Origin of the sequence: Actinokineospora sp., assembly GCF_050699995.1 — a bacterium.
In the GTDB taxonomy this organism is placed as follows: Bacteria; Actinomycetota; Actinomycetes; order Mycobacteriales; family Pseudonocardiaceae; genus Actinokineospora.
This window is the reverse complement of sequence record NZ_JBOHGC010000380.1, coordinates 1-22986: the sequence shown is the minus strand read 5'-3', so window position 1 is coordinate 22986 and position 22986 is coordinate 1. Positions and strand designations below refer to the sequence as shown.

Sequence of the window (22986 nt, the reverse complement as noted above, 5' to 3'; positions counted from 1 at the left end):
CAACGGACAATCGCTGGGCGACCCGTCATCTCCCGTGCAGCTGTCGTCTTCGATCGTGGGAGACCGGCCCATCCCGATGCGGGCGATGCCCGAGGTCGTTGCCCGGGTCGGCGTCGACCTCGATCCGGTCGACGTGACGGACCCGGATGACGCCCGGTGGCTGCGTGCCTGCCTGCCGCCGGATCAGCGGGAGCGGGCCGCGAGGCTCGAAGCGGAGCTGACGCTGGCCGCGACGACCCCTCGGCTGCTGCTGCGCGGCGACGCCACCGAGATGCTGCCCGACGCCTTCGCCCAGGTCCCGGCAGCCGCGTTGCCTGTGGTCACCACGACCTGGGCGCTGTCGCGCTACTCCCTCGAAAGCCGCCTCCGCTTCCTGCACCGCTTGGACGAAGCGGCCACGGGCAGGCCGGTGGCCTGGGTGTCCGCGGAGGGAGTCGGAGTCGCGCCCGCGATACCGACGCTGGGTGATCGGCGCGCCTCCGGCCACAGCATCATCGGCCTGGCGGTGTTCGACGGGTCGACTCTGCGCGCCGAGGCCGTCGGCCGCTGCTGGTCGCAGGGCCGCTTGCTGGCGTGGTTGGCCGACTGAGCGGCGCTAGGCGCCCGGCTGGACGTTGGTGGCGAAGTAATCCGCCAGCTTGTCCGGGCTGAGGTCACCCGCGTCGGACTTCGTGAGCGTGCCCACCAGCGGCCGGTCCTTGACCGTGAAGACCAGTACCCCGACCCCGTCCTTGACGCCCGCGCGCAGCTTGCCGTCGAGGCCGTTGCCCTGCCAGTCGGCGACGACGTGCTCACCCGCGTCCACCTTGCCGAGCTCGGTCGCCCAGACGCGCTGGACATCCTCGGTGGAGCCGGCGTGGGTATACGTGACGCGGTACGCGTCCGGCAGCGCGCAGGTGACGTCGGCGCCGCGCTCGCAGGTGTGGGCGTCCGGCACACCGCCCGCGAGCTGCCGCAGACAGTCGGTGAAGCCCCTGTCGTCGGGCGTTCCCTTGGTGGCGCAGGACTGAGCGGTCGGAAGTTCACCCGACCGTGTGAAGAAGAAGATCCCTCCCGCGACCGCCGCCAGCGCGACCACCGCCGCGACGGCGGTGACCACGAGCTTCTTGCGGCCCGTGGCCGCGGCGGACTGCCGGGGCGGGGTCGGGAAATTACCGGCCAGGCTCGGGAAGTTCGCCTGCTGCGGAAAGTTCTGCTGGGCGGGGAACCCTCCGGTCGACGGCTGCGGGAAACGCTGGGCCTGCACTCCCCCGGACTGCGGGCCGACCTGGGAGGTGCGCATGCTGATGCCCTCTTGGGACACGTTGTGCGCGCCGAGGGCCACGGCCGTCTCCGGCTGGTCAAGGCTCGTGGGCACCACGCGGAGCTGCTCCGCGATCAAAGTCGCGACCAGCGGGATCCGGCTGGAGCCGCCCACGAGGTAGATCCCCACAAGTCGGTCCGGGGACAGTCCGGTCGAGCGGATCGTGCCTGCAAGCAACTCAACGCTGCGCAGCATGCTGGGCCGGATCAGCGCCTCCAGCTCGGCCCGGGTGACCAGCACGTCGTCGAACGGCTCGGGCATCGGCACCTCGGTCTGAGGGTGCCGCGACAGCGCTTCCTTGGCCGCCTTCACGTCCTCCAGCAGGGCGCGGCGCGCACGCCGGTCGGCGAGGGACTCCGGGCGCAGCAGCCGCTGCCAGCCGCCCGGATCGCGGTGGGAGACCTGGCGGCCGACGTGTTCGAGCAGCGTCTGGTCGACGTCCATGCCGCCGAGGTCGGGCAGGCCGTTCTCGGCGAGCACGGCGAACCCGTTCCGGGTCGCGGCGACGATGGCGACGTCGAACGTGCCCGCGCCGAGGTCGTAGACGGCGAGCGCCTGGTTGGGCGCGAGGGTGTGGCCGAAGGAGGCGAAGTGCGCCGCCGCGGCGACCGGTTCGGGGACCAGGACGAGGTTCGATCCGAGACCCGACTGCCGCGCGGCGGAGAGCAACACGTTGCGTCGCACCGGACCCCACTGGGCGGGATGGGTCAGCCGGACCTCGTCGGGCTTGGCGCCGCCGAGCTGGCGCGAGGTCTCGTCCGCGACCCGTCGCAAGACCGCCGCTAGGGCGTCGGTGACCGGCACGACGGTGGTGCCGAGCAGCAGCGTGCCCTCATCGACCCGGCGCTTGGGGTTGGGCTCGAAACGCGAGGGGTCCAGCCGGGCCCGCCGCTCGGCGTCGCGACCGACGACGAGTCCGCCGTCCTCGTCGGCGTAGATCGCGGACGGCATGGTCGCCGACGCGTCCACCTCGATGACCCGCGGCGCGCGCCCGTGCGCCGAAAGCACCGCGACGGTGTTGGACGTCCCCAGGTCGACGGACAGGACGTTCACAGCGCGCTCCCCTTTGTCAGCCGGTGCTTCCCGGCTTGATGTGCTCGTTGAAGTAGGACAGGAGTTTGGTCTTGCCGCTCACGGGACCGGTCGCGATGACCCAGCCCATGATCGGTGTGTTCTCCACGGTGTAGATGAGCATCTCGGACCCGGTCGCGATCTCCACCGAGTGGTACTTGCCCGACATGCCCCCACCGCTCCAGTCGCCGTCGCTGACGTTCTTGGCGCCTGCTTTCAGACTGGTCAGCGCGGTCTGGACGTTCGCGTCGACCACGTCGGCGGAATCGAACTGGATATAGATCGCCAGGTAGTTGCCGCCGATCTTGCAGGTCGCCGACGTCGCGCCCGGGGTCGCGATGGCCTGGCCGCCGAAGTTCGCGCCGGACTCGCAGTCGCCCTTGCTGACGACCGTGCCCGCGACCTCCCGCATGCACGGGGTGAAGCCCTGGCCGTCGGTCTGCTTGTCCGCGCAGTCGGCGGTCACCCCGCCCGAGGAGCCCGTGATGGCGATGATGACGCTGACGATGCCGATCACGACCACCGCGACGACCGCGGTCGCGAGGTACCAGACCTTGTTCGACTGCGGCTTTGCCCGCGGGGCGGGCTGCGCCGGGAACCGCGGCGGCGCGGGCCGCGTCTGCACCGGCGTCGGCGCCGACTGCGGTCCGGTCTGAGCCTGCTGGTGGACCTGCGGCTGCGGCTTGGGCTGTTGCTGGGGCCGGTGCTGCGGCGGGGGTGGCAGGACGCGCTGCGGACCGCTCTGCGGGAACTGCTGCCGGGCGGCGGGATGGGCGGTCTGAGCAGGCTGGGCGGACTGGGCGGCGAATCCGCCGGTCCGCAGCGGCACGATCGCCTGGGTGCGCTGGACCGACTCGACGGTGCTGCTCATGTCGCCGGTGCGCATGGTCACGCCCTCCTGCGGCACGTGGTGCGCGCCGAGGGCGACGGCCGTCTCGGGCTGGTCCAGGCTGGTCGGCACGACCCTGAGCTGCTCGGCGATCAGGGTGGCGACCAACGGGATCCGGCTCGAACCGCCGACGAGGTAGATGCCGACCAGCCGGTCGGGGGTCATGCCGGTGGAGCGGATGGTCGCGGCGAGCAACTCGACGCTGCGCAGCATCCCCGGCCGGATCATCGCCTCCAGCTCGACCCGGCTGACCAGCACGTCATCGAACGGCTCGGGCAGCGGGACCTCCGTCTGCGGGTGCCGCGACAGTGCTTCCTTGGAAGCCTTGACGTCTTCGCGCAGCGCGCGCTGGGCACGCCGGTCTCCGGTGGATTCCGGGCGCAGCAGGCGCTGCCAACCCGCAGGGTCGCGGTGGGAGACCTGGCGGCCGACGTGTTCGAGGAGCGCCTGGTCGACGTCGAGGCCACCGAGGTCGGGCAGACCCGCCTCGGCGAGAACCGCGAAACCCTTCTGCGTGGCGCCGACGATCGCGACGTCGAACGTGCCCGCGCCGAGGTCGTAGACGGCGAGTGCCTGACCGGCGCCGAGGGTCTGGCCGGGGAAGGACGCGAAGTGCGCGGCGGCGGCCACCGGTTCGGGGACCAAGACGAGGTTGGAGCCCATCCCCGCCTGCCGCGCGGCGGAGAGCAGCACGTTGCGCCGCACCGGGCCCCACTGCGCGGGGTGGGTCAGCCGGACCTCGTCGGGCTTGGCGCCACCGAGCTGCCGGGAGGTCTCGTCCGCGACGCGGCGGAGAACTCCCGCGAGCGCGTCGGTGACGGGGACGACGGTGTCGCCGAGCAGCAGCGTGCCCTCGTCGACGCGGCGCTTGGGGTTGGGCTCGAAGCGCGAGGGGTCGAGCCGGGCGCGGCGCTCGGCGTCGCGGCCCACGACCAGCCCGCCGTCCTCGGCCGCGAACACCGCGGACGGCATCATCGACGACCCGTCGACGTCGACCACCCTCGGCGGGCGGCCGTGCGCGGACAGCACGGCAACGGTGTTCGACGTGCCGAGATCCACCGACAGGACGTTCACTGCTCTCCCCTCATCGCACCCGACTACACCTCAAGCCCCCGGGTAGTCGTCGCAGATAGTCCCATGCCCGACCTTTCGCGCGGTCGCGGTAGGGCGAACTGCTCGGCGAAGTTGTCCACAGGCGACGCCGGAGGACTCGGCGGTGTCGGTGCCGTCGGGTAAGCATTGACATGTGGCGGTGAACGCGCTCGACCTGTTCACGCCCGCGACGAGACAGTGGTTCGCGGGCGCCTTCGTCGCGCCCACCGATGCCCAGACGGGGGCATGGCGGGCGGCGGCGGGCGGCGAGCACGCGCTGGTGGTGGCGCCGACTGGGTCCGGCAAGACGCTGGCGGCGTTCCTCTGGGCGCTCGACCGGCTGGCCGCCGAGGGCCCGCCGGTCGACGTGAAACACCGCTGCCGTGTTCTCTATGTGTCTCCGCTCAAGGCGCTGGCGGTCGATGTGCAGCGCAACCTGCGGGCGCCGCTGGCGGGCATCCGGCAGGCGTCGCACCGGCTCGGCCTGCCGGAGCCGGACATCACGGTGGGCATGCGGACCGGCGACACACCGGCCGACGAGCGCCGCGCGTTCGCCAGGACGCCGCCGGACGTGCTGGTCACCACGCCGGAGTCGCTGTTCTTGCTTCGCACGTCAGCCGCAAGGGAGTCGCTGCGCGGGGTGCGCACGGTGATCGTGGACGAGGTGCACGCGGTCGCCGGGGCCAAGCGCGGGTCACACCTGGCGCTGTCGCTGGAGCGGTTGGACGCGTTGCTGCAGCGGCCTGCCCAGCGGATCGGGCTGTCGGCCACGGTGCGACCGGTCGACGAGGTGAGCGGGTTCCTCGGCGGCGGGCGGCCGGTCACCCTGGTCCAGCCGAAGATCGGGAAGACGGTGGAGGTCCGGGTCGAGGTCCCCACCGAGGACATGTCGAACCTCACCGAGCAGCACAACGACGACGCCAACGACCGGACCACCGCCTCGATCTGGCCGATGGTGGAGCGCCGGGTGCTCGAACTGGTGCGGGCGCACCGGTCGACGATTGTCTTCGCGAACTCGCGGCGACTCGCGGAGCGGATGACCGCCCGGCTCAACGAACTCGCCGACGAGGAGGTGCTCGACCTCGACCGCTTCCCGGCGGAGGCGATCGGACAGTCGGGTCACACCACGATGGCCTCGCCGGTGATCGCGCGGGCGCACCACGGCTCGATGTCGCGCGAGCAGCGGACCCTGGTCGAGGAAGACCTCAAATCCGGGCGGCTGCCCTGCGTGGTGGCGACATCGTCGCTGGAGCTGGGCATCGACATGGGCGCGGTCGACCTGGTGGTGCAGGTGGAGGCGCCGCCGACGGTCGCGTCCGGGCTGCAGCGTGTCGGGCGGGCGGGCCACCAGGTGGGCGCGGTGTCCCGCGGTGTGATGTTCCCGAAGTTCCGCGGCGACCTGGTGTCCTGCGCGGTGGTGGCCGAGCGGATGGCGCAGGGGGCGATCGAGTCCGTCCGATACCCGCGCAACCCGCTCGACGTGCTGGCGCAGCACATCGTCGCGATGGTCGCGGTGGAACCGTGGACTGTCACCGAGCTCGCCACGCTGGTGCGGCGGGCGGCGCCGTTCGCGTCGCTGCCGGATTCGGCGCTCTACGCGGTGCTCGACATGCTGGCGGGCCGCTATCCGAGCGAGGAATTCGGTGAGCTGCGGCCCCGGGTGACATGGGACCGGATCAGCGGTGAGCTGCGTGGAAGGCCTGGCGCGCAACGGCTCGCGGTCACCTCCGGTGGCACGATCCCCGACCGCGGGCTGTTCACCGTGATGACTCCACCCGATGAACGCGGGGCGGGGTCGCGGGTCGGCGAGCTCGACGAGGAGATGGTCTACGAGTCGCGAGTGGGCGACACGTTCCTGCTCGGCACCTCCGCCTGGCGGGTGCAGGACATCACGCACGACCGGGTGATCGTCACGCCCGCGCCGGGCGAGCCCGCCCGGATGCCGTTCTGGAAGGGTGACGCGCCGGGGCGTCCGCTGGAACTCGGGCGGGCGCTGGGCAAGTTCGTCCGTGAACTGTCCAGTGTGGACGATGCCGCCGCGCGGGACCGTGCCGCCGTGGCCGGTTTGGACGGCTGGGCGACGGACAACCTGCTCGCGTACCTGTCCGAGCAGCGCGAGGCGACTCGGCACGTGCCGGACGACCGGACGATCGTGGTCGAGCGCTTCCGCGACGAGCTGGGCGACTGGCGGCTGGTCGTGCACTCGCCCTTCGGCGGTCAGGTCAACGCGCCTTGGGCGCTGGCGATCGGGGCTCGGCTGCGCGAGCGGCGCGGGGTGGAGGCGCAGATCGCGCACGGCGACGACGGCATCGTGATCCGGCTTCCCGACGCGGTCGACGACCAGGGCCGAGAAGTCGTGGCGGGCGCGGAGGATGTGCTGCTCGACCCGGACGAGGTTGAGCAAATCGTGGTGGCGGAGGTCAGCGGGTCGGCGCTGTTCGCCGCAAGGTTCCGTGAGTGCGCGTCACGGTCGTTGTTGCTGCCCAGGCGGGATCCGCGCAGGCGCACCCCGCTGTGGCAGCAGCGGCAGCGCTCGGCGCAGCTGCTTTCGGTGGCGGCGAAGTACGAGCAGTTCCCGGTCGTGCTGGAGGCCATGCGCGAATGCCTGCAGGACGTCTACGACGTGGGCGGCCTGCGTGAGCTGATGTCGGACGTGCGTGCCCGCCGGGTGCGGGTGGTGGAGGTGCAGACACAGTCCGCGTCACCGTTCGCGCGCAGCCTGCTGTTCGGGTACGTAGGCATGTTCCTCTACGGCAGCGACGTCCCCCTCGCGGAACGGCGGGCGGCGGCCCTGTCGCTCGACAGCGCACTGCTGGCCGAACTCCTCGGTTCCGAGGCGATCCGCGAACTGCTCGACCCGGACGTGCTGGCCGAAGTGGAGCGCTCACTGCAGCGGCTCGACCCGAGCCGACACGCCCGGCACGCCGAGGACGCGGCGGATCTGTTGCGGTTCCTGGGAGATCTGTCCGAGGAGGAGGCGCAGGCGCGGGGCGTGGCGCCGCAGTGGCTGGCGGAGCTGGAGGCGGCGCGTCGAGTGCTGCGGGTGCGGATCGCGGGCGACGAGCGGTTCATCGCCATCGAGGACGCGGGCCGGGTCCGCGACGCGCTCGGCACGGCGCTGCCGGTCGGCGTCCCCGAGGTGTTCACCGAGCCGGTCGCCGATCCGCTGGGCGACTTGCTATCCCGCTACGCCCGCACGCATGGTCCGTTCCCCGCGGCGGAGGCCGCCGCCCGGTTCGGGCTCGGCACCTCGGTGGTGACCGGTGTGCTGGAGCGGTTGGTGGGCGCGGGCAGGCTGGTGCGTGGTGAGCTGCGGCCGATCAGCGGCCCGGAGCCGCCCGCGGCCGTCGAGTACTGCGACGCCGACGTCCTGCGGCGGCTGCGGCGCTCGTCGCTGGCGCGGCTGCGGGCCGAGGTCGAGCCGGTCGAACCGGCGGCGCTGGGCCGGTTCCTGCCGAGCTGGCACGGCATCGGCCGCAAGTCGCGCTCCTCGACGACGGCCGACGATGTCCTGGCGGTGGTGGAGCAGCTCGCGGGAGCACCGATCCCGGCGAGCGCCTTGGAGTCGCTGGTCCTGCCCGCGCGCCTGCCCGGCTACTCCCCCGCACTGCTCGACGAGCTGACAGCGGCGGGCGAGGTCACCTGGTGCGGCACCGGCGCGCTGGCGGGCGGCGACGGCTGGATCGCGCTGGCGCCCGCGGATGTGGCCGACCTGTTGCTCCCCGAGGTCGAGGACGCTGTTCCCGACACGCCGTTGCACACGGCGGTTCTGTCCGCTTTGGACGGTGGCGCGCTGTTCTTCCGGCAAGTCGCCGACCGCACCGGCGCCATCCTGCTCGACGGCGGCGCCGAGTCCCCGAACGACCCGGATGTCATCGCCGCACTGTGGGACCTGGTGTGGGGCGGCCTGATCACCAACGACACCATCGCGCCGCTGCGCGCTTTGGTCTCCGGCAAGGGCGCCGCGCACCGTCCCCGCCGAACAGCCCCACGCGGGCGCTACGCCCGGCTGCGCACCGCACGTCCCGACATGCCAACGCGCACCGGGCCGCCCACCGTCGGCGGCCGCTGGTCTCTCGTCGTCCCCCGCGAACAAGACCCGACGCGGCGCGCCCACGCCCGCGCGGAGGCATTCCTTGAACGCCACGGCGTCCTCACCCGCGGCGCACTGGACACCGAGCGGGTCACGGGCGGCTTCAGCGGCATCTACAAGGTGCTGCGGGCGATGGAGGAGTCCGGCCAGATCATCCGCGGCTACGTCGTCGAAGGCTTGGGCGCCTCCCAGTTCGCCGCCCGCGGCGCCGTCGACCGCCTGCGGGCCCTGTCCCGCGCCGACGCGGCCGACGCGCCCGAATTCCCCGCCACCGTCCTCGCCGCCGCCGACCCGGCCCAGCCGTACGGCGCGGCACTCACCTGGCCGGAACCGTTGGGGGAAGGCAAACACCGCCCGGGCCGCAAGGCAGGCGCACTGGTCGTGCTGGTGGACGGCGTCCCCGCCATGTACGTCGAACGCGGCGGCCGCTCCCTGTTGTCGTTCACCGACGAGGAACCCGCCTTACGGGCAGCCGCCGAAGCCCTCTCCCGGGCCGTCCGGGACGGCTGGCTCGGCTCCCTCTCGGTGCAGAAAGCCGATGGCGAAGTCGCCCTGACGTCAGCCTTGGCAACAGTCCTGCGCGACGCGGGTTTCCGTGCCACTCCCAAGGGCCTACGGCTACGGGCATAGCAAGGCAGGCAAAGCACAGCTAACCACCGACAAGCACCGGCTCGGTATTGACTCAATTGGTGCCGTGGAACTCGTTGCCGGCGTCAGCCCGGGGGCCTGGACCCGCGCTCCGTCGGGCGGGAGGTAGGAGGTCAGCCCAGAACCTTGTCAGCGCCGGTGGATCGGCGCTGTCCACGACGAGGTTCACCTGGCCGGTCGACACGTTCTCGACGTTAGTGGCTGGAGCGGCGGACCGGGATGTCAATGGCCGGTTCGGACACCAGGTTGAACTCGTTGCCCTCGGGGTCGGCCAGCGCGCGGCCGGACAGCCGCGTGGCGCCGAGGGCGAGCAGCCAGCCGACGGGGTCCTCGATGTCGGTGGGGAACATGTCGAACTGGATGCGGTTCGGGGTGTGCTTCGGGTCGGGTACGCGGAGGAACTCGATCCAGGGGCCGTGGGTGTTCAACGGGCGCAGCGCGGCCGAGTCCTCGCAGACGTGCACGACGGGCCACCCGGTCGCCGCCGACCAGAAGTCCGCGACCCGGGCCGGGTCGACCGAGTCGATCACCACGGCGGCGAGCGGGCCGGTGTCGGTGTAGAGCTCCCGTGGTTCGAGGACGCAGAACTCGTTGCCCTCCGGGTCCTGGAACACCGTCCACGGCATGGCGGGCCCCTGGCCGATGTCGACGACTCGGGCGCCGATGTCCGCGGCGAGGGAGGTGAGGACCTGGTACTCGTGTGGACTCTCGGTGGCCAGGTCGACGTGGATGCGGTTCTTGGCGGTCTTCGCGCCGTGTGCGGGGACGAACACCAGGTCAAGGTCGCAGCCACCGATCTCCGGCGCCACCAGCCTGCGGCCCCGGGCACCGTCGGGGACGGCGGTGCCGCCGAGCATGACGTACCAGAACTCGGCGGCGGCACTCGGATCCGCCGCTTCGATCACGACGCTCGCCAGGCGGGTGGACATACCGGACACGGTAGCCGCGTACGCGACATCGCGTTCTGACATCCACCCGCCGACGCGCCGACCAGCACTTTCGAAGATCACGCCGACGAGGGTCCGCGACGTCCGGCGGTTTCCGGCGCCGTCAGCGGGTGGCCAGGCGCAGGAGGGCCCACATCTGGGAGGAGATGTCGAGATCTCCCTCCAGCGTGAGCGCCCGGTCGAACACCGCCCGCCTGCCCCATAACCACAGGTACAGCTCCAGCGCGTCACCGCTGACCGAGGCGTCCGCGGTCTCCGCCTCCGCCGCCGTGGCCCGCGTCGCCTTGGTGCTGACCGGGCCCAGGGTGGCGAGCCAGAACCTGTCCCCCGCGTTGATGGCGACGGTGCCCCGGCGGGTGCCGGAGACGCCGAGGACCGACAGGCGGTGGGTGAACCACAGCCGCAGGACCTCGTCGATGCCGTCGAGTGCCACCTCGGGCTCGACCAGGTCGATCGTCCCGCCCGCCGCGGTCTGGACGTCGATGCGGTGGACCGTGCTCTCGTGGGCCATGCGGCGACGCCAGAAGCCGTAGTGGTGCTGCGCTGGGTCCCAGGTGGGACAGGGTTCGTCGGGGTGGTGGGTGGCGAGTTCACCGAGGATGGCCCGCAGACCGTCGCGGAGGTAGTCCTCGACGGTCTGGTCGCCGAGGGGTTGGCGCTGCCAGGCCGTCGGGCGGTCGCCCGCCCGGATCCAGGACACCACGGTCCGGTAGACGCTGCCGACGTGCCGGACCGTTTCGCCGATGTCCAGGCCGGGGCAGCCGGGGATGGGGCGGTCGTGGTCGGCGGCCTCGGCGGACGTGGCGAGCAAGCCTCCTTCGTGTTCGATGATGTCGAGGTATCTGTCGTAATCCAGGAGCGGCGTCCCGCTCATCGCCTGTCGCCGTGCACGGCACGGTGGACGAGGGCGATGAACTGCCCGGACTGGCGGACCAGATCGTCGGCGGCGCGGGGACCGACTCGGCTGGTGATGCCCGCCTGGACGGCGGCGCGGGTGGTGGAGCAGGAGGCGAAGAACGCCGCCCATTCCCGCATCTCCGGTGCGACCGACGAGAGCAGGGTCCACACACTCGTCGGCTTGGCCCGCCCACGGTGCGGCCGCCCGCGGGCGGCGAGCAGCGCCGCGGCTGCCCGAAGCGCGCAGAGGTACGCCTCGGCGAAACGCTGGGCGGGCTGGGGTTGCCGGACGGCGGCGGTGAGTCCCTGCTCGGCTTGGGCGAGCAGGCCAAAGGCGGCCGGGGGCGCCGCGGGGACGAGGCCCCGCTCCCCCTGCCCAGCCGATGCCGCGGTCACCCCGCCCTGGACCGGCATCGGGTCGGCTGGGTGCAGGCCCAAATCGGGCTGGACCGCCGCTGATACGCGGCGAGGGGTCGGGGCGATGCCATGGTGGGATCGGGTGCGCGGGGCAAGCGGGGCGAAGCCCAACTCGGCTTCGGCGTACCCGTCCGACGCTGTCGCCGGGGTGACTGGGAAGTCCAAGGTGCTGGTCATCGTGGCCTCCTCGCAAGATTTCCGTCACGGCTGGTGACGGGCGGCGCCGAGGGGGAGCCGGCGGCGCTCGGTGGTGAGGCGCTTCCCCCGCCCCACCACCGAGCAGATTCGAACTAATGTTCGAACAATGCCAGCCTAACCCGCCGGCACGCGTGCTTCAAGCAGGCTCGGTGTGACCTGTGGACTACTTGCCCACGACCAGATCAGAGATGGTGAGATGGAGCGGTGAGCACACTCGAACACCCCGCGGTGGCCAAGGTCGCCGCGGCTCTGCGCGAAGCGGGGATGGACCAGGCCGCCGACGGCATCCGGATCCTCGACGCCGACGTGAAGACCGCCGCGGCGGCCGCGGCGGCGCTGGGGGTGGACGTGGGTGCCATCGCAAACAGTCTGGTCTTCAGCACCGACAGCGGGCCGCTGCTCGCGCTCACCTCAGGCGCGCACCGGGCCGACACCGCGCTGCTGGCCTACCTGGCAGGCGTGCGGGAGGTGGGCCGGGCCGACGCCAAGTACGTCCGGGAGCACACCGGCCAGCCGATCGGCGGCGTCGCCCCCACCGGACACCCGGCGCCGCTGAAGACGCTGGTCGACCGCCATCTCGCCCGCCACGCCGTGGTGTGGGCGGCCGCGGGTCACCCCAAGTCCCTGTTCCCCACGACGTTCACCGACCTGGTGACGCTCACCGGGGGCACGGCTGCGGATGTCGCGCGCGAGGAGGATGATCGGGCCTCGTGACCGCCGTCCCCTCCCCCCGCGTCGACAGGTTCGCCGAGCTGAGCTCCGAGGAGCTGCGGGTGCGCCTGCGCGAGGCGCTGGCGCTCTACGTCACCGCCATGCGCTACCCGAAGGGCACAGTTGAGCAACGGGCCCCGATGTGGCTCGCGCACATGCTCCGCGCGGGCTGGCGCTGTGTGGCCGCCTTCGACAGCGACGACCGGATGACCGGCATCGCCTACGGCTACCGGGGTTCGCCCGGCCAGTGGTGGCATGAGCAGGTGCGCCGCGGCGTGACCGAGAACCGGGGGCCCGCCGTCGCCGAGGCGTGGATGTCGGACTACTTCGAGCTGACCGAGCTGCACGTGCGGCCCGACCGCCAGGGGCAGGGCATCGGCGAGGAGTTGGTGCGCAGGCTGGTCTCCGGGGCGGACACGTCCAACGTGCTGCTGTCCACCCCGGAGGGCTCCTCACGCGCCTGGCGGCTCTACCGCAGGCTCGGTTTCGACGACGTCCTGCGCGACTACCAGTTCACGGGCGACCCACGCCCTTTCGGGGTCCTGGGCCGCCCGCTTCCCCTCTAGAGGGCCGCTAGGCGGGTGCGCAGGGTGTCCAGACCCATCGCGCCCATCTCGAGGGCCCGCTGGTGGAACGTCTTGAGCGAGAAGTTCTCGCCCTGCCGCGCCTGGTATTCGTCGCGGGCCTGCAGCCAGAGGCGTTCGCCGAGCTTGTAGGTCGGGGCCTGGCCCGGCCAGCCGAGGTAGCGGTCGATCTCGTCGTGCACGTGCGCCTTGTCGGTGATCGTGCGGGTGAGCAGGAACTCCAGCCCCAGCTCGGGTGACCACCGCTCGCCGTCGTGGAAGCCCGCGCCGCGCGGGATCTCCAGCTTCAGGTGCATGCCGATGTCGATGATCACCCTGGCCGCGCGGAAGATGTTGGCGTCGAGCATGCCCAGCAGGTCGCCGTCGTCCTCGAGGTAGCCGAACTCCCGCATCAGGCGCTCGGCGTAGAGGGCCCAGCCCTCGCCGTAGGCGGGCACCCAGGTGAGCAGGCGCTGGAACTTGTTGAGGCTCGCCCCCTGCGACACCGCGGTGGCGATCTGCAGGTGATGCCCCGGCGCGCCCTCGTGGTAGACCGTGGTGACCTCGCGCCAGGTGGAGAACTCCTCGCGGTCCGCGGGTACCGACCACCACATGCGTCCCGGGCGGCTCCAGTCGTCGGTCGGCCCGGTGTAGTACGCGCCGACGCCGCCGCCGGGCGGGGCGATCTTGCACTCGAGCCGCATGATCTCGTCGGAGATGTCGAAGTGCACGCCGCGCAGGTCGGAGAGCGCCCGGTCGGACAGGCCCTGCATCCACTCCTCGAAGGCCTTCTTGCCGCGCACCTGGTAGCGCGGGTCGGCGTCGAGTTTGGCCGCCGCGTCGGCGATGGCGCCGCCGGGCGCGATGCGGCCCGCGACCTCCTTCATCTCCGTCTCGAGCCGGGTGAACTCCGCCCACCCCCACTCGTAGGCCTCGTGCAGGTCGAGGGTGGCGCCGGTGTACTCGCGGGACCAGAGCCGGTAGCGCTCCTCGCCGACCGCGTCCTCGCTGCTCGCCTTGGGGGCCAGTTCGCCGGTCAGGAAGTCGGCGAGGTCCCCGTAGGCCTCGGCGGCGACCTTGGCGCCCGCGTCGATCTCGGCGCGCAGGGCGCCCTCGGCGACCCCGTCGGCGCCTTCGGCGAAAGCGGCGAAGAACGACTTGGCGTCGCCGCGGCCCGCCCAGGTCTGGCACTGCTCGGCGGTCTTGGTGATCTGGCGCAGCGCGGCGACGTCGCCCCGGGCCGCGGCGAACCGCAGGGACTCCTGGTAACCGGCGAGCGCGGCGGGAACGGCGGACAGCCGCTTGGCGATCACCACCCAGTCCTCGGCGGTGGCCGTCGGCATCAGGTCGAACACCTGCCGCACGTCCTGCGCGGGACTCGCGATCACGTTGAGGGTGCGGTAGAACTCGCCCGCGTCGTGCAGTTCGGCCTCCAGGCCGACCCGTTCGAGGAACACGGCCTTGGCGTTGGCCTCGGACACATCGGCCGGTTCGGCGGCGGTCATCGCGGCCAGCGCGGCGCCGGCGATCACCGCTCTGCGGTCGACTCCCTCCGGCGACAAGTCGGGAAGTTGGTCGTCGTATCCGGCGATGCCGAGGTAGGTGGCGAGGATCGGCTCCGCCGCCGCCGAGTCGTCGACATAGGAATCACTGATCTTGTGCACGCCGGCGTGCGGTAAGGACACCATGTCTCGCACGCTACCGTCCGGTCACTGCGCGCAGGCAACCGATAAACAGCCGGGCGGCGGTGCGGGGGACACAGCCGGCAGGATGGCTGAGTGCATCAGGCCATCCCGCGTTTTCCCAGGTGGGCCGCTTTCGCCCTGCTGTGTCTTCTCGCCGTGCTGACCTTGTCCGGCTGCGTCCGGGTCCAGGCATCGATGACCGTCTCGGAGAACGACCTCGTCTCCGGCCAGCTCGTCATCGCCGCGGTCTCGATCAAGCAGGGTGACACCGGTCCCGCGCTGAAGATCCCGCCCGAGCTGGCAGGCAAGGTGAAGACGCAGGTCTACGCCGCCGACGGCTACATCGGGCAGACCATCACGCTGCAGGAACTGACCTTCGCCGAGGTCGGGATCCTGTCGGACTCGATCACTGTCGGCAAGCAGTACCGGCTCAGCTTCCGACGCGCGGGCGACCTGGTGACGATGGCCGGTTCGGTCGACCTCTCCGAGCTGCCGAAGGACCGCGCCGACGTGCAGTTCAAGGTGACGCTGCCGGGGACGGTCACCCGGACCAACGGGGTCGACGACAACGGCACGATCAGCTGGAAGCCGAAGCCGGGCGCGGTCACCGAGTTCAACGCGACCGTGCAGTACACGGACTCCTCGGGCGTCTCGTGGACGAAGTGGGTCACGATCGTGGGCGCGTCGGCGGTCGGTGTCGCGCTGCTGGTCTTGGCCCTGGCGCTGTTCACTCACCGGCGCACTGTCGCGCGCGAGCGGCTCGGCGGCTGAGGTTCAGGTCCGGCTGGGCACCATGCCGAGCCGGGCCACCACTTCCCGCGTCGCCTTGGCCCGGTTGAACGTGTAGAAGTGCAGGCCAGGAACGCCTTCGGCGATGAGCCGCTCGCATACCTCGGTGACCAGGTCGATGCCCTCGGCCCGGAACGCGGCCGCGTCGCCGACCAGCGGGTCGAGCCGGGCGGCGATGCGGGCGGGCACGGGGGCGCCGGACAGCTCGACGGTCTTGGCCAGGATCTTCGGGGTCGTCAGCGGCATCACGCCGGGCAGCAGGACGGCGTCGCAGCCCTTGGCGGCGACCCGGTCGCGCAGGCGCAGGAAGTCCTCCGGTTCGAAGAACAGCTGCGCGATAGCGAAGTCGGCCCCGGCGCGGAACTTGCGGAGCAGGTTCTCGGTGTCGGCGTCGATGTCGGCCGACTGCGGGTGCCCGTAGGGGAAGGCGGCGACGCCGACGCAGAAGTCGCCGAGTTCGCGCACCAGCGCGACGAGTTCGTCGGCGTAGTTCAGGCCCTCGGGGTGCGCGACCCACGGTCCGTTGGGGTCGCCGGGCGGGTCGCCGCGCAGGGCGAGGATGTTGCGGATGCCAAGGGCCGCGTACCAGCCGATGACGTTGCGCAGTTCGGCGACGGAGTGCCCGACCGCGGTCAGGTGGGCCATCGAGACCAGGGTGGTCTCGCGCGCGACCCGGCCGGTGGTGCGGATGGTCCGGTCGCGGCTGGAGCCGCCCGCGCCGTAGGTGACCGACACGAACGCGGGGTCGAAGCCCTCGAGTTCGCGGATGGCGTTCCACAGCCGTCGTTCGTCCGCCTGGTCCCTCGGGGGCATGAACTCGACCGAGAAGACCGGCCTGTCCGAGCGGATTCGCTGCACAACGGTGGTCATGTACTGAAGAGTATCGACCGTCCGACGGTTGGGACAGCACTCCCACACTTTGGAAGAAGGTCGCCGGAGGTCACCCGGGCACCCCCGCTGCTGCCAGCTTCTTCGTTACAGCGGACCATAGCGGTGTGCAGCAGGCCCCGGAAACCCCGGTATTCGACCCAGAGTCCGTTGACGGCGCGGTCGCCGATCACGTCGAACGGGCCCTCGCCGACTACCTGGCCACCCGCCACGCGGGGATGGCCGAGATGGCACCGTCGTTCGGCTCCGCGGTGGGGTCGCTGGCCGAGTTCGTGCTCGGTGGCGGCAAGCGGCTGCGGCCGACCTTCGCGTGGTGGGCTTGGCGCGGCACGGGCGGGGCGGGCGCGGGTGCGCGGGCCGACGCCGTGCTGCGCGCGGTCAGCGCCCTGGAGCTGATCCAGGCCTGCGCCTTGGTGCACGACGACCTGATGGACGCCTCCGCGATGCGCCGGGGCAAGCCGACGGTCCATGTCTCCTTCGCCGCCCGGCACCGCGAGCGCGGCTGGCTGGGTGAGTCCGAGCGGTTCGGCGCGGCCGCCGCGATCCTGCTCGGCGACCTCGCTTTGGCGTGGGCCGACGACATGTTCGCGGGCTCCGGCGTCGACCCGGTGCGCCAGGCCGCAGGCCAGGTCCCATGGCGGGCGATGCGGGCGGAGATGCTCGCCGGGCAGTATCTCGACGTGCTGACCCAGGCCAAGGGCGACGAGTCGGCCGAGGCGGCGCTCAGCGTCGCACGGATGAAGACCGCCGCCTACACCGTCGAGCGCCCGCTGCACCTCGGCGCGGCGCTCGCGGGCGCGCCCGAACCGACGGTCGCCGCGCTGCGCTCCTTCGGTGCCGACGTGGGTCTAGCCTTCCAGTTGCGCGACGACCTGCTCGGCATGTTCGGCGACACGGACGTCACCGGAAAGCCCGCGGGCGACGATCTGCGCGAGGGCAAGCGGACCCTGCTGATGTCGGTCGGCCTCGCCAACGCCGACGCGGCCAGGCGCACGGCGGACGCGGCGCTGCTGCGCGGCGCCCTCGGCGACGACAACCTCACCACGGCGACCGTCGAGCGGGCCCGTGAGCTGCTGACCGACCTCGGCGCGGTCGCCGAACTCGACCGCCGCATCGACGAGCTGACCGGGACCGCGCTCGGCACCCTGGCCGCCGCCGACCTCGACGCGCCCGCCGGAAAGGTCTTGTCCGACCTCGCGGTCGCCGCCACCCGCAGGGCGCACTGACCGTGGCCGACCGCAAGACGATCCCCGGCCGCACCGACCATGTCGTCGTCGTGGGCGCGGGCCTGTCCGGCCTGTCGGCGGCCCTGCACCTGGCGGGCACCGGCCGCGAGGTGACCGTGATCGAGGCCGCCGCGAAGCCCGGCGGGCGCGCGGGCCAGGAGACGATCGAGGGCTACCGGATCGACACCGGCGCGACCGTGCTGACCATGCCCGAGCTGATCGACGAGGCGTTCGCCGCGGTCGGGACGTCGCTGGCCGCCGAGGTCGACCTGATCAAGCTGGACCCGGCGTACCGGGCCCGGTTCGCCGACGGCAGCACGATCGCCGTGCACACCGACGCCGCGGCCATGGAGGCCGAGATCCGCGCGACGGCCGGACCGCGCGAGGCCGAGGGCTACCGCAGGCTCCGCGCGTGGCTGACCGACCTCTACCAGGTCCAGCGTGACCGGTTCATCGGCGCCAACTTCGACTCCCCCACCGACCTGGTCGGCACCGAACTGGCCCGGCTCGCCGCGCTCGGCGGCTTCGGCAGGCTCGGCCCCGCGGTGGGCCGGTTCTTGTCCGACGACCGGTTGCGCCGGTTGTTCTCGTTCCAGGCGCTCTACGCGGGGGTACCGCCGAGTCGCGCGTTGGCGGCCTACGCGGTCATCGCGTACATGGACACCGTCGCGGGTGTCTCGTTCCCGCGCGGCGGGGTCGGCGCGGTGGCGGAGGCCATGGCGGGCGCGGCGGCCCGCGCGGGCGTGCACGTGCGGTACTCGACCAGCGCGGCCTGGTTGGAGCGGGTGGGCACCCGGGTCGGCGCCGTGCGCACCACGACCGGTGAGCGGATCGCGTGCGACACCGTCGTGCTGACCGCTGACCTGGCCGCGAGCTACCGGCTGCTCGGCGTGACACCGCGCCGCCCGCTCCCGCTGCGCTACTCCCCCTCGGCCGTCGTGCTGCACACCGGCACCACGCGCTCCTGGGCCGAACTCGACCACCACACGATCTTCTTCGGCCGTGCCTGGGAGCGGACCTTCCAGGAGATCACCCGCGAAGGTGTGCTGATGAGCGACCCGTCGCTGCTGGTCACCCGGCCGACCGCGACGGACCCGACGCTGGCCCCCGATGGCAGGCAACAGATCTCGGTGCTGGCGCCCTGCCCGAACCTGCGCACCGGCCCGATCGACTGGCACCGGATCGGGCCGCGCTATCGTGATGATCTTGTTCGGGTGCTGGAGCGGCGCGGGCTGACCGGGTTCGACTCATCGATCGAGATGCAGCGGCTGGTCACGCCCGCCGACTGGGAGGCGGCGGGCCTGGCCGAGGGCAGTCCGTTCTCGGTGGCCCACACATTCGCCCAAACTGGACCCTTCCGGCCGAGGAACCTGGTCCGCGGTGTCGATAATGTGGTGCTCGCGGGAAGCGGGACGACGCCTGGGGTGGGGATCCCGCCGGTGGTGATCTCCGGCAGGCTGGCCGCCCAGCGGATCGCTGGGCGACTGGTGACCGCGACGAGCGTGCGGGGGCAATCCGTAAGCGGACTGTGAGGTTCCGCTAGCGGTTTCATCGCCGTCGACAGCGATAATGCTGCGGCGGGCGGCGGCGAGATGTCAGTGAGGTGGGGTGCGGTGACGCGGGTACCAAGGCGCGGCCGGTTGGCGGCCGTGTTCGGATCGGCCGTGCTCGCGGTGGCCGGATGCAGCAACGCCGTGTCGGGCAGCCCGATCGCGGCCGAGGTGGCGCCGCCGACGGCGGCCGAGTCGATCACGCAGTCGCTGATCAACCTGGGCGAGGCGGGCGCGGTCCACTACCAGGGCACGATGTCGTCAGCCTCGGACGACCCGGTGACCTTCGACCTCACCGCGGCGCAGACCGGCGAGATCCACGGCACGTTCACCCACGACGGCAAGCCCGCCACGCTGCTCGTGGTCAACAAGGCCACCTACGTCAAAGCGGCCGCCGACTTCTGGGCCGCCCTGTCGGGGGTCGCCAACGGCGAGAACAAGGGCACCGCGGTGGCCGACCGCTGGGTCAAGGTCCCCGGCAGCCTGATCGGGATCGAGTTCGGCGACGTGTTCCTGCCCGACGTGCTCGGCCAGAACCTCGCCAAGGGCACCGAACAGGCTGGTGAGCGCGCGATCGGTGAGGGCGAGCGGGTCGACGTCGGGTCGGCGCGCGCGGTCAAGGTCACCACCGGCGGCGGCACGGTCTACGTCGACGAGAAGGCGCCGCACGGTGTGCTCAAGGTCGAGACCGACCGGGTGGGCCGCGCCGACACCAGCAGCGTGCGCGACCTGGTCACCACGGTCAGCGACGCCACCGCGAACCTGGGCAAGTTCTACCAGGACACCGCGACCCAGGCGGCGGGCCTCACCGCCCCCATCGACGTGCTGACCACCGTCCAGGAAGGCACGCACAACTTCGACGCCTGCGGTGCGGCGAGCTGCTCGATCATCGTGCAGTTCACGAACCCGGCGAAGGTCGCGGTGAAGGTGTCCGTGCGCGGCGTCTGGCAGGGCGACAACGCCCCGCTTGGCGTGTGCGACGCCACCGCGGGCCCGGTCGCCCCCGGACAGGGCGGCAGCGCGACCTGCACGCTGGCGAGCCCGGAGTGGGTCAAGTTCTACCAGCGGGCCAACTCGGTGCCCGGCAGCCACCCGTACAGCGTCGAGTGGTCCACGGTGGTCCTCGCCGACGCGCCTGACCTGGCGCAGCTCACCGCGCGGGCCGGGGCGAAGCCAGCGGATCCGAAAGCGGGCAAGGCCGAGGGCTCGCACTACGTCTACGCGATCACCTATTCCGACTCCGCCCGGCAGGCGAAGGTCTGGAAGTACGGCGTGGTCGCGGGCAAGTTCTGGGAGGACCACGCCGACCAGCAGCTGCCGACGTGCCTTCGGTCCACCGGCTCCGGCTGCGGCGTGGACCTGCTCACCGCGACCGACGAGGCGGCCGCCGCGCAGGGGCTGACCCAGCAGCTGGTCGACAAGTACAAGACCGAGAAGGGCGAATGCCCCACCGGCCAGTGGGCGAGCTGTAAGCGCTGACACGTTCGAATCGGCTCCGCCGGGCGCGCGTGCGACGATGGCGCGCGCCATGCGTGCCCACGAACCCACCCTCCGAACCGCCTACGCGGCGTGCCGCCGGATCAACGCCCACTACGGCCGCAGCTACTTCCTCGCGACCCGGCTGCTGCCCGCGCGCAGGCGTCCCGCTGTGCACGCCCTCTACGCGTTCGCGCGGCTGGCCGACGAGATCGTCGACGCCCCCGGCCCCGACCCGTCCGGGGCGCTGGGCGACCTGGAGATCTGCCTGAAGGACGCGCTGGCGGGCGAGCCGACGCCGCATCCGGCGCTGCCCGCGCTGGCCGACACGGTCCGCCGCTACGACCTCGACCCGGGGCTGTTCACCGATTTCCTGGCGTCCATGCGGATGGACCTGACCGTCACCGACTACGCGACCCTCGACGACGTCGCCGTGTACACGCACGGGTCGGCCGGTGTGATCGGGCTGATGATGCTGCCCATCCTGGGCACGGTCGGTCCGCGCGCCGAAGCCGCGCCCTACGCGCGGGGGCTCGGCGAGGCGTTCCAGGCGACGAACTTCCTGCGCGACGTCGGCGAGGACCTGGCCAGGGGCCGGGTCTACCTGCCCGCCGACCACTTGGCGTCGTTCGGCGTCGACCGGGAGCGGCTGCTGCACGCGGTGCGCACGGGACGGACGGATCGGGCGATCAGGCGGGCGATCGCGCACCTGGTCGCCCACACGAGGGCCCTCTACCGGGCCGCCGAGCCCGGTATCGGCCTGCTCGACCCGGTGGCACGGCCGTGCGTGGAGACCGCGTCGCGGCTCTACGGCGGCATCCTCGACGAGATCGCGGCGGCCGACTACGACGTGCTGGCCGGTCGCGCGGTGGTGCCCCCGGCCCGGCGGCTCGCGGTGGCGCTGCCGGGCGCGGCCAGGTGCCTGGCGGCTCGGATCAGAACGCGAGAGCCTGCGCGCGGCGCTTGACCTCACGACCCCGGTCGCCGCGCAGCGCGTCGATCGGGGTGCCGGGGAGCGTGTCGTCCTCGGCGAAGAGCCAGCGCAGCATCTCGTCGGGGCCGAACCCGGAGTCGTGGAGCACGGTGATCGTGCCGACGAGACCCTTGACGACCTCGCCCTCGTCGTTGAGGAAGGCCGCGGGGACCATCAGCACACCCTTGCGGCGGATGGCGATCAGATGGCGGTCACGCAGCGCCTGGTGCACGCGGGTGATGGGCTGGTTCAGCCGCTCGGCGACATCGGGCAGCGGAAGCACGTCGACCGAGGCGTCCAGGACGTCGGTGGCGGCGGGAATCGAACTCACGGGGAACAACGATAGTCACAAACGTCTCTGGATGGTTGAGCCCCTGACCATCTCCGTCACCAGGACCTCCTGTTTTGTCGGTGGTGGTCGTTAGGTTGATCGGCATGTCCCGGTTCCGTCTTCAACCGACAACCGCTCAGGAGCGAGTGTTGCTGGCCATTGCGGGCACGTCCGGTTCGTCTGGAATCTTGCGGTGGAGCAGCACGCGCACTGGACGCCGCGGCAGGGCATGCCGTGGCTGCACGGGGAGGCCTGCCGTCGGGCGGACCGACGAACCGTGAACCTCAACACGACCATCTCCGAGTGAGCTGGGTACGGTTGGATCCCTGCTTCAGACGGGGTGGATGCCAAAGACAGGCGGGGGCGGCCACGCTCACCGGCGTGGCTCCGTACGATCCACGACTGTGGCGGACAAGGGACCGAGGCTGATCGGAGCACTGCTGGAGCAGCGCTACCGAGTCGACGCGCTGCTCGCGCGCGGGGGCATGTCGGCGGTCTACCGGGGGCTCGACACCCGGCTGGACCGGCCGGTGGCGATCAAGGTGATGGATTCCCGGTTCGCCGACGACAAGTCGTTCGTCGAGCGGTTCGAGCGGGAGGCCCGGTCGGCCGCGAAGATCCACCACCCGAACGTGGTCGCCGTGCACGACCAGGGGCTTGACGGCGAGCACGTGTACCTGGTGATGGAACTGGTCTCCGGCGGCACCCTGCGTGACCTGCTCGCCCAGCGGGGGACGCTTCCCGCGCCGCTGGCCGTGGCGATCATGGAGCCGGTCCTGGCCGCGCTCGGCGCCGCCCACGAGGCCGGGCTGATCCACCGCGACGTGAAGCCGGAGAATGTGCTGATCGGGACCGGCGGAGTGGTGAAGGTCGCCGACTTCGGGCTGGTCCGGGCCGTGGCCAGCCCCGGCACGACCAAGAGCAGCGTCATCCTCGGCACCGTCTCCTACCTCTCGCCCGAGCAGGTCGAGGCGGGCACCGCGACCGCGCGCGGCGACGTGTACTCGGCGGGGATCGTCTTCTACGAGATGCTCACCGGGAGCACCCCGTACAACGGCGACAACGCCCTGTCGGTGGCCTACCGCCACGTCAACGAGGACATGCCCGCGCCCGGCTCGTCCACCCCCGGCGTCCCGGCGCTGCTCGACGACCTGGTGGTCCGGGCGACCCGCCGCGACCCGGGGGCGCGGCCCGCCGACGGCGCCGCCTTCCTCCGCGAGCTGCTGTCGGTCCGCGAGC

The 22986-nt window shown here is 71.9% G+C and carries 18 protein-coding genes; 10 read left to right on the top strand and 8 right to left on the bottom strand.

Annotated elements, in window-relative coordinates; translation table 11 throughout:
• A partial coding sequence (locus ACRDSQ_RS18805; RefSeq protein ID WP_431422862.1) for a DUF2332 family protein occupies positions 1-589 on the top strand: 589 nt, incomplete at its 5' end.
• A 6-nt stretch (positions 590-595) separates the two neighbouring features.
• On the opposite strand, the gene ACRDSQ_RS18800 is transcribed toward ACRDSQ_RS18805, so the two are convergent.
• Both ACRDSQ_RS18800 and ACRDSQ_RS18795 read right to left on the bottom strand, forming a co-directional pair.
• Positions 596-2356 (bottom strand): Hsp70 family protein, encoded by a 1761-nt coding sequence (locus ACRDSQ_RS18800; protein WP_431422860.1) that lies wholly within the window; start codon positions 2354-2356, stop codon positions 596-598.
• A 16-nt stretch (positions 2357-2372) separates the two neighbouring features.
• A complete protein-coding gene (locus tag ACRDSQ_RS18795) occupies positions 2373-4337 on the bottom strand; it encodes an Hsp70 family protein (protein ID WP_431422859.1) in 1965 nt (654 codons plus the stop codon).
• A gap of 178 nt (positions 4338-4515) precedes the next feature.
• On the opposite strand from ACRDSQ_RS18795, the gene ACRDSQ_RS18790 reads away from it, so the two are divergent.
• Positions 4516-9078 (top strand): ATP-dependent helicase, encoded by a 4563-nt coding sequence (locus tag ACRDSQ_RS18790; protein ID WP_431422858.1) that lies wholly within the window; start codon positions 4516-4518, stop codon positions 9076-9078.
• Between the two features lie 212 nt (positions 9079-9290).
• Here ACRDSQ_RS18790 and ACRDSQ_RS18785 read toward each other — a convergent pair whose 3' ends face one another.
• The 3 genes from ACRDSQ_RS18785 to ACRDSQ_RS18775 form a co-directional block, all read right to left on the bottom strand.
• Positions 9291-10025 carry a VOC family protein gene (locus ACRDSQ_RS18785; RefSeq protein ID WP_431422857.1) on the bottom strand — a complete coding sequence of 245 codons (735 nt, stop codon included), beginning with the start codon at positions 10023-10025 and terminating at the stop codon, positions 9291-9293.
• A 121-nt stretch (positions 10026-10146) separates the two neighbouring features.
• Positions 10147-10917 carry a maleylpyruvate isomerase family mycothiol-dependent enzyme gene (locus ACRDSQ_RS18780; protein ID WP_431422856.1) on the bottom strand — a complete coding sequence of 257 codons (771 nt, stop codon included), beginning with the start codon at positions 10915-10917 and terminating at the stop codon, positions 10147-10149.
• Positions 10914-11534 (bottom strand): SAV_6107 family HEPN domain-containing protein, encoded by a 621-nt coding sequence (locus ACRDSQ_RS18775; RefSeq protein ID WP_431422854.1) that lies wholly within the window; start codon positions 11532-11534, stop codon positions 10914-10916. The genes ACRDSQ_RS18780 and ACRDSQ_RS18775 overlap by 4 nt, the downstream gene beginning before the upstream one ends.
• A 225-nt stretch (positions 11535-11759) precedes the next feature.
• Between ACRDSQ_RS18775 and ACRDSQ_RS18770 the strand changes: the two genes are divergently transcribed.
• Together ACRDSQ_RS18770 and ACRDSQ_RS18765 are read left to right on the top strand one after the other, a co-directional pair.
• Entirely contained in the window at positions 11760-12269 is a 510-nt protein-coding gene (locus ACRDSQ_RS18770) for a YbaK/EbsC family protein (protein ID WP_431422853.1), read from the top strand.
• Positions 12266-12832, top strand: coding sequence for a GNAT family N-acetyltransferase (locus ACRDSQ_RS18765; protein WP_431422852.1), 567 nt, complete (start codon positions 12266-12268; stop codon positions 12830-12832). Before ACRDSQ_RS18770 ends, ACRDSQ_RS18765 begins: the two co-directional genes overlap by 4 nt.
• On the opposite strand, the gene ACRDSQ_RS18760 is transcribed toward ACRDSQ_RS18765, so the two are convergent.
• Complete coding sequence (locus ACRDSQ_RS18760) at positions 12829-14517, bottom strand: DUF885 domain-containing protein (RefSeq protein WP_431422851.1); 1689 nt, start codon at positions 14515-14517, stop codon at positions 12829-12831. The two genes, ACRDSQ_RS18765 and ACRDSQ_RS18760, sit on opposite strands and share 4 nt — an antisense overlap.
• 90 nt (positions 14518-14607) lie before the next feature.
• Here ACRDSQ_RS18760 and ACRDSQ_RS18755 point away from each other — a divergent pair, with 90 nt between their 5' ends.
• Positions 14608-15285, top strand: a complete 678-nt coding sequence (locus tag ACRDSQ_RS18755) for an LppM family (lipo)protein (RefSeq protein WP_431422850.1) — start codon at positions 14608-14610, stop codon at positions 15283-15285.
• A gap of 3 nt (positions 15286-15288) precedes the next feature.
• Here the strand turns inward: ACRDSQ_RS18755 and ACRDSQ_RS18750 are convergent, their stop codons facing one another.
• Positions 15289-16173, bottom strand: coding sequence for a methylenetetrahydrofolate reductase (locus ACRDSQ_RS18750; RefSeq protein WP_431422849.1), 885 nt, complete (start codon positions 16171-16173; stop codon positions 15289-15291).
• Positions 16174-16298: 125 nt separating this feature from the next.
• Between ACRDSQ_RS18750 and ACRDSQ_RS18745 the strand changes: the two genes are divergently transcribed.
• From ACRDSQ_RS18745 to ACRDSQ_RS18730, 4 genes are all read left to right on the top strand, one after another.
• Positions 16299-17417 carry a polyprenyl synthetase family protein gene (locus ACRDSQ_RS18745; protein WP_431422848.1) on the top strand — a complete coding sequence of 373 codons (1119 nt, stop codon included), beginning with the start codon at positions 16299-16301 and terminating at the stop codon, positions 17415-17417.
• Positions 17418-17419: 2 nt separating this feature from the next.
• A complete protein-coding gene (crtI, locus tag ACRDSQ_RS18740) occupies positions 17420-18949 on the top strand; it encodes a phytoene desaturase family protein (RefSeq protein ID WP_431422846.1) in 1530 nt (509 codons plus the stop codon).
• 81 nt (positions 18950-19030) lie between these two features.
• Positions 19031-20446 (top strand): hypothetical protein, encoded by a 1416-nt coding sequence (locus tag ACRDSQ_RS18735; RefSeq protein ID WP_431422844.1) that lies wholly within the window; start codon positions 19031-19033, stop codon positions 20444-20446.
• Positions 20447-20495: 49 nt separating this feature from the next.
• Positions 20496-21410, top strand: a complete 915-nt coding sequence (locus ACRDSQ_RS18730) for a phytoene/squalene synthase family protein (protein ID WP_431422843.1) — start codon at positions 20496-20498, stop codon at positions 21408-21410.
• Here ACRDSQ_RS18730 and ACRDSQ_RS18725 read toward each other — a convergent pair.
• Positions 21379-21747 carry an Rv2175c family DNA-binding protein gene (locus ACRDSQ_RS18725; RefSeq protein WP_431422841.1) on the bottom strand — a complete coding sequence of 123 codons (369 nt, stop codon included), beginning with the start codon at positions 21745-21747 and terminating at the stop codon, positions 21379-21381. The genes ACRDSQ_RS18730 and ACRDSQ_RS18725 overlap by 32 nt on opposite strands.
• 344 nt (positions 21748-22091) lie before the next feature.
• Between ACRDSQ_RS18725 and ACRDSQ_RS18720 the strand changes: the two genes are divergently transcribed.
• A partial coding sequence (locus tag ACRDSQ_RS18720; RefSeq protein WP_431422840.1) for a protein kinase domain-containing protein occupies positions 22092-22986 on the top strand: 895 nt, incomplete at its 3' end.

Bases quoted from the DNA above. Each gene is read 5' to 3' on its own strand.
- ACRDSQ_RS18730 (WP_431422843.1), top strand. From the start codon at position 20,496: ATGCGTGCCCACGAACCCACCCTCCGAACCGCCTACGCGGCGTGCCGC.
- ACRDSQ_RS18775 (WP_431422854.1), bottom strand. From the start codon at position 11,534: ATGACCAGCACCTTGGACTTCCCAGTCACCCCGGCGACAGCGTCGGAC.
- ACRDSQ_RS18760 (WP_431422851.1), bottom strand. From the start codon at position 14,517: ATGGTGTCCTTACCGCACGCCGGCGTGCACAAGATCAGTGATTCCTAT.
- ACRDSQ_RS18780 (WP_431422856.1), bottom strand. From the start codon at position 10,917: ATGAGCGGGACGCCGCTCCTGGATTACGACAGATACCTCGACATCATC.
- ACRDSQ_RS18785 (WP_431422857.1), bottom strand. From the start codon at position 10,025: ATGTCCACCCGCCTGGCGAGCGTCGTGATCGAAGCGGCGGATCCGAGT.
- ACRDSQ_RS18750 (WP_431422849.1), bottom strand. From the start codon at position 16,173: ATGACCACCGTTGTGCAGCGAATCCGCTCGGACAGGCCGGTCTTCTCG.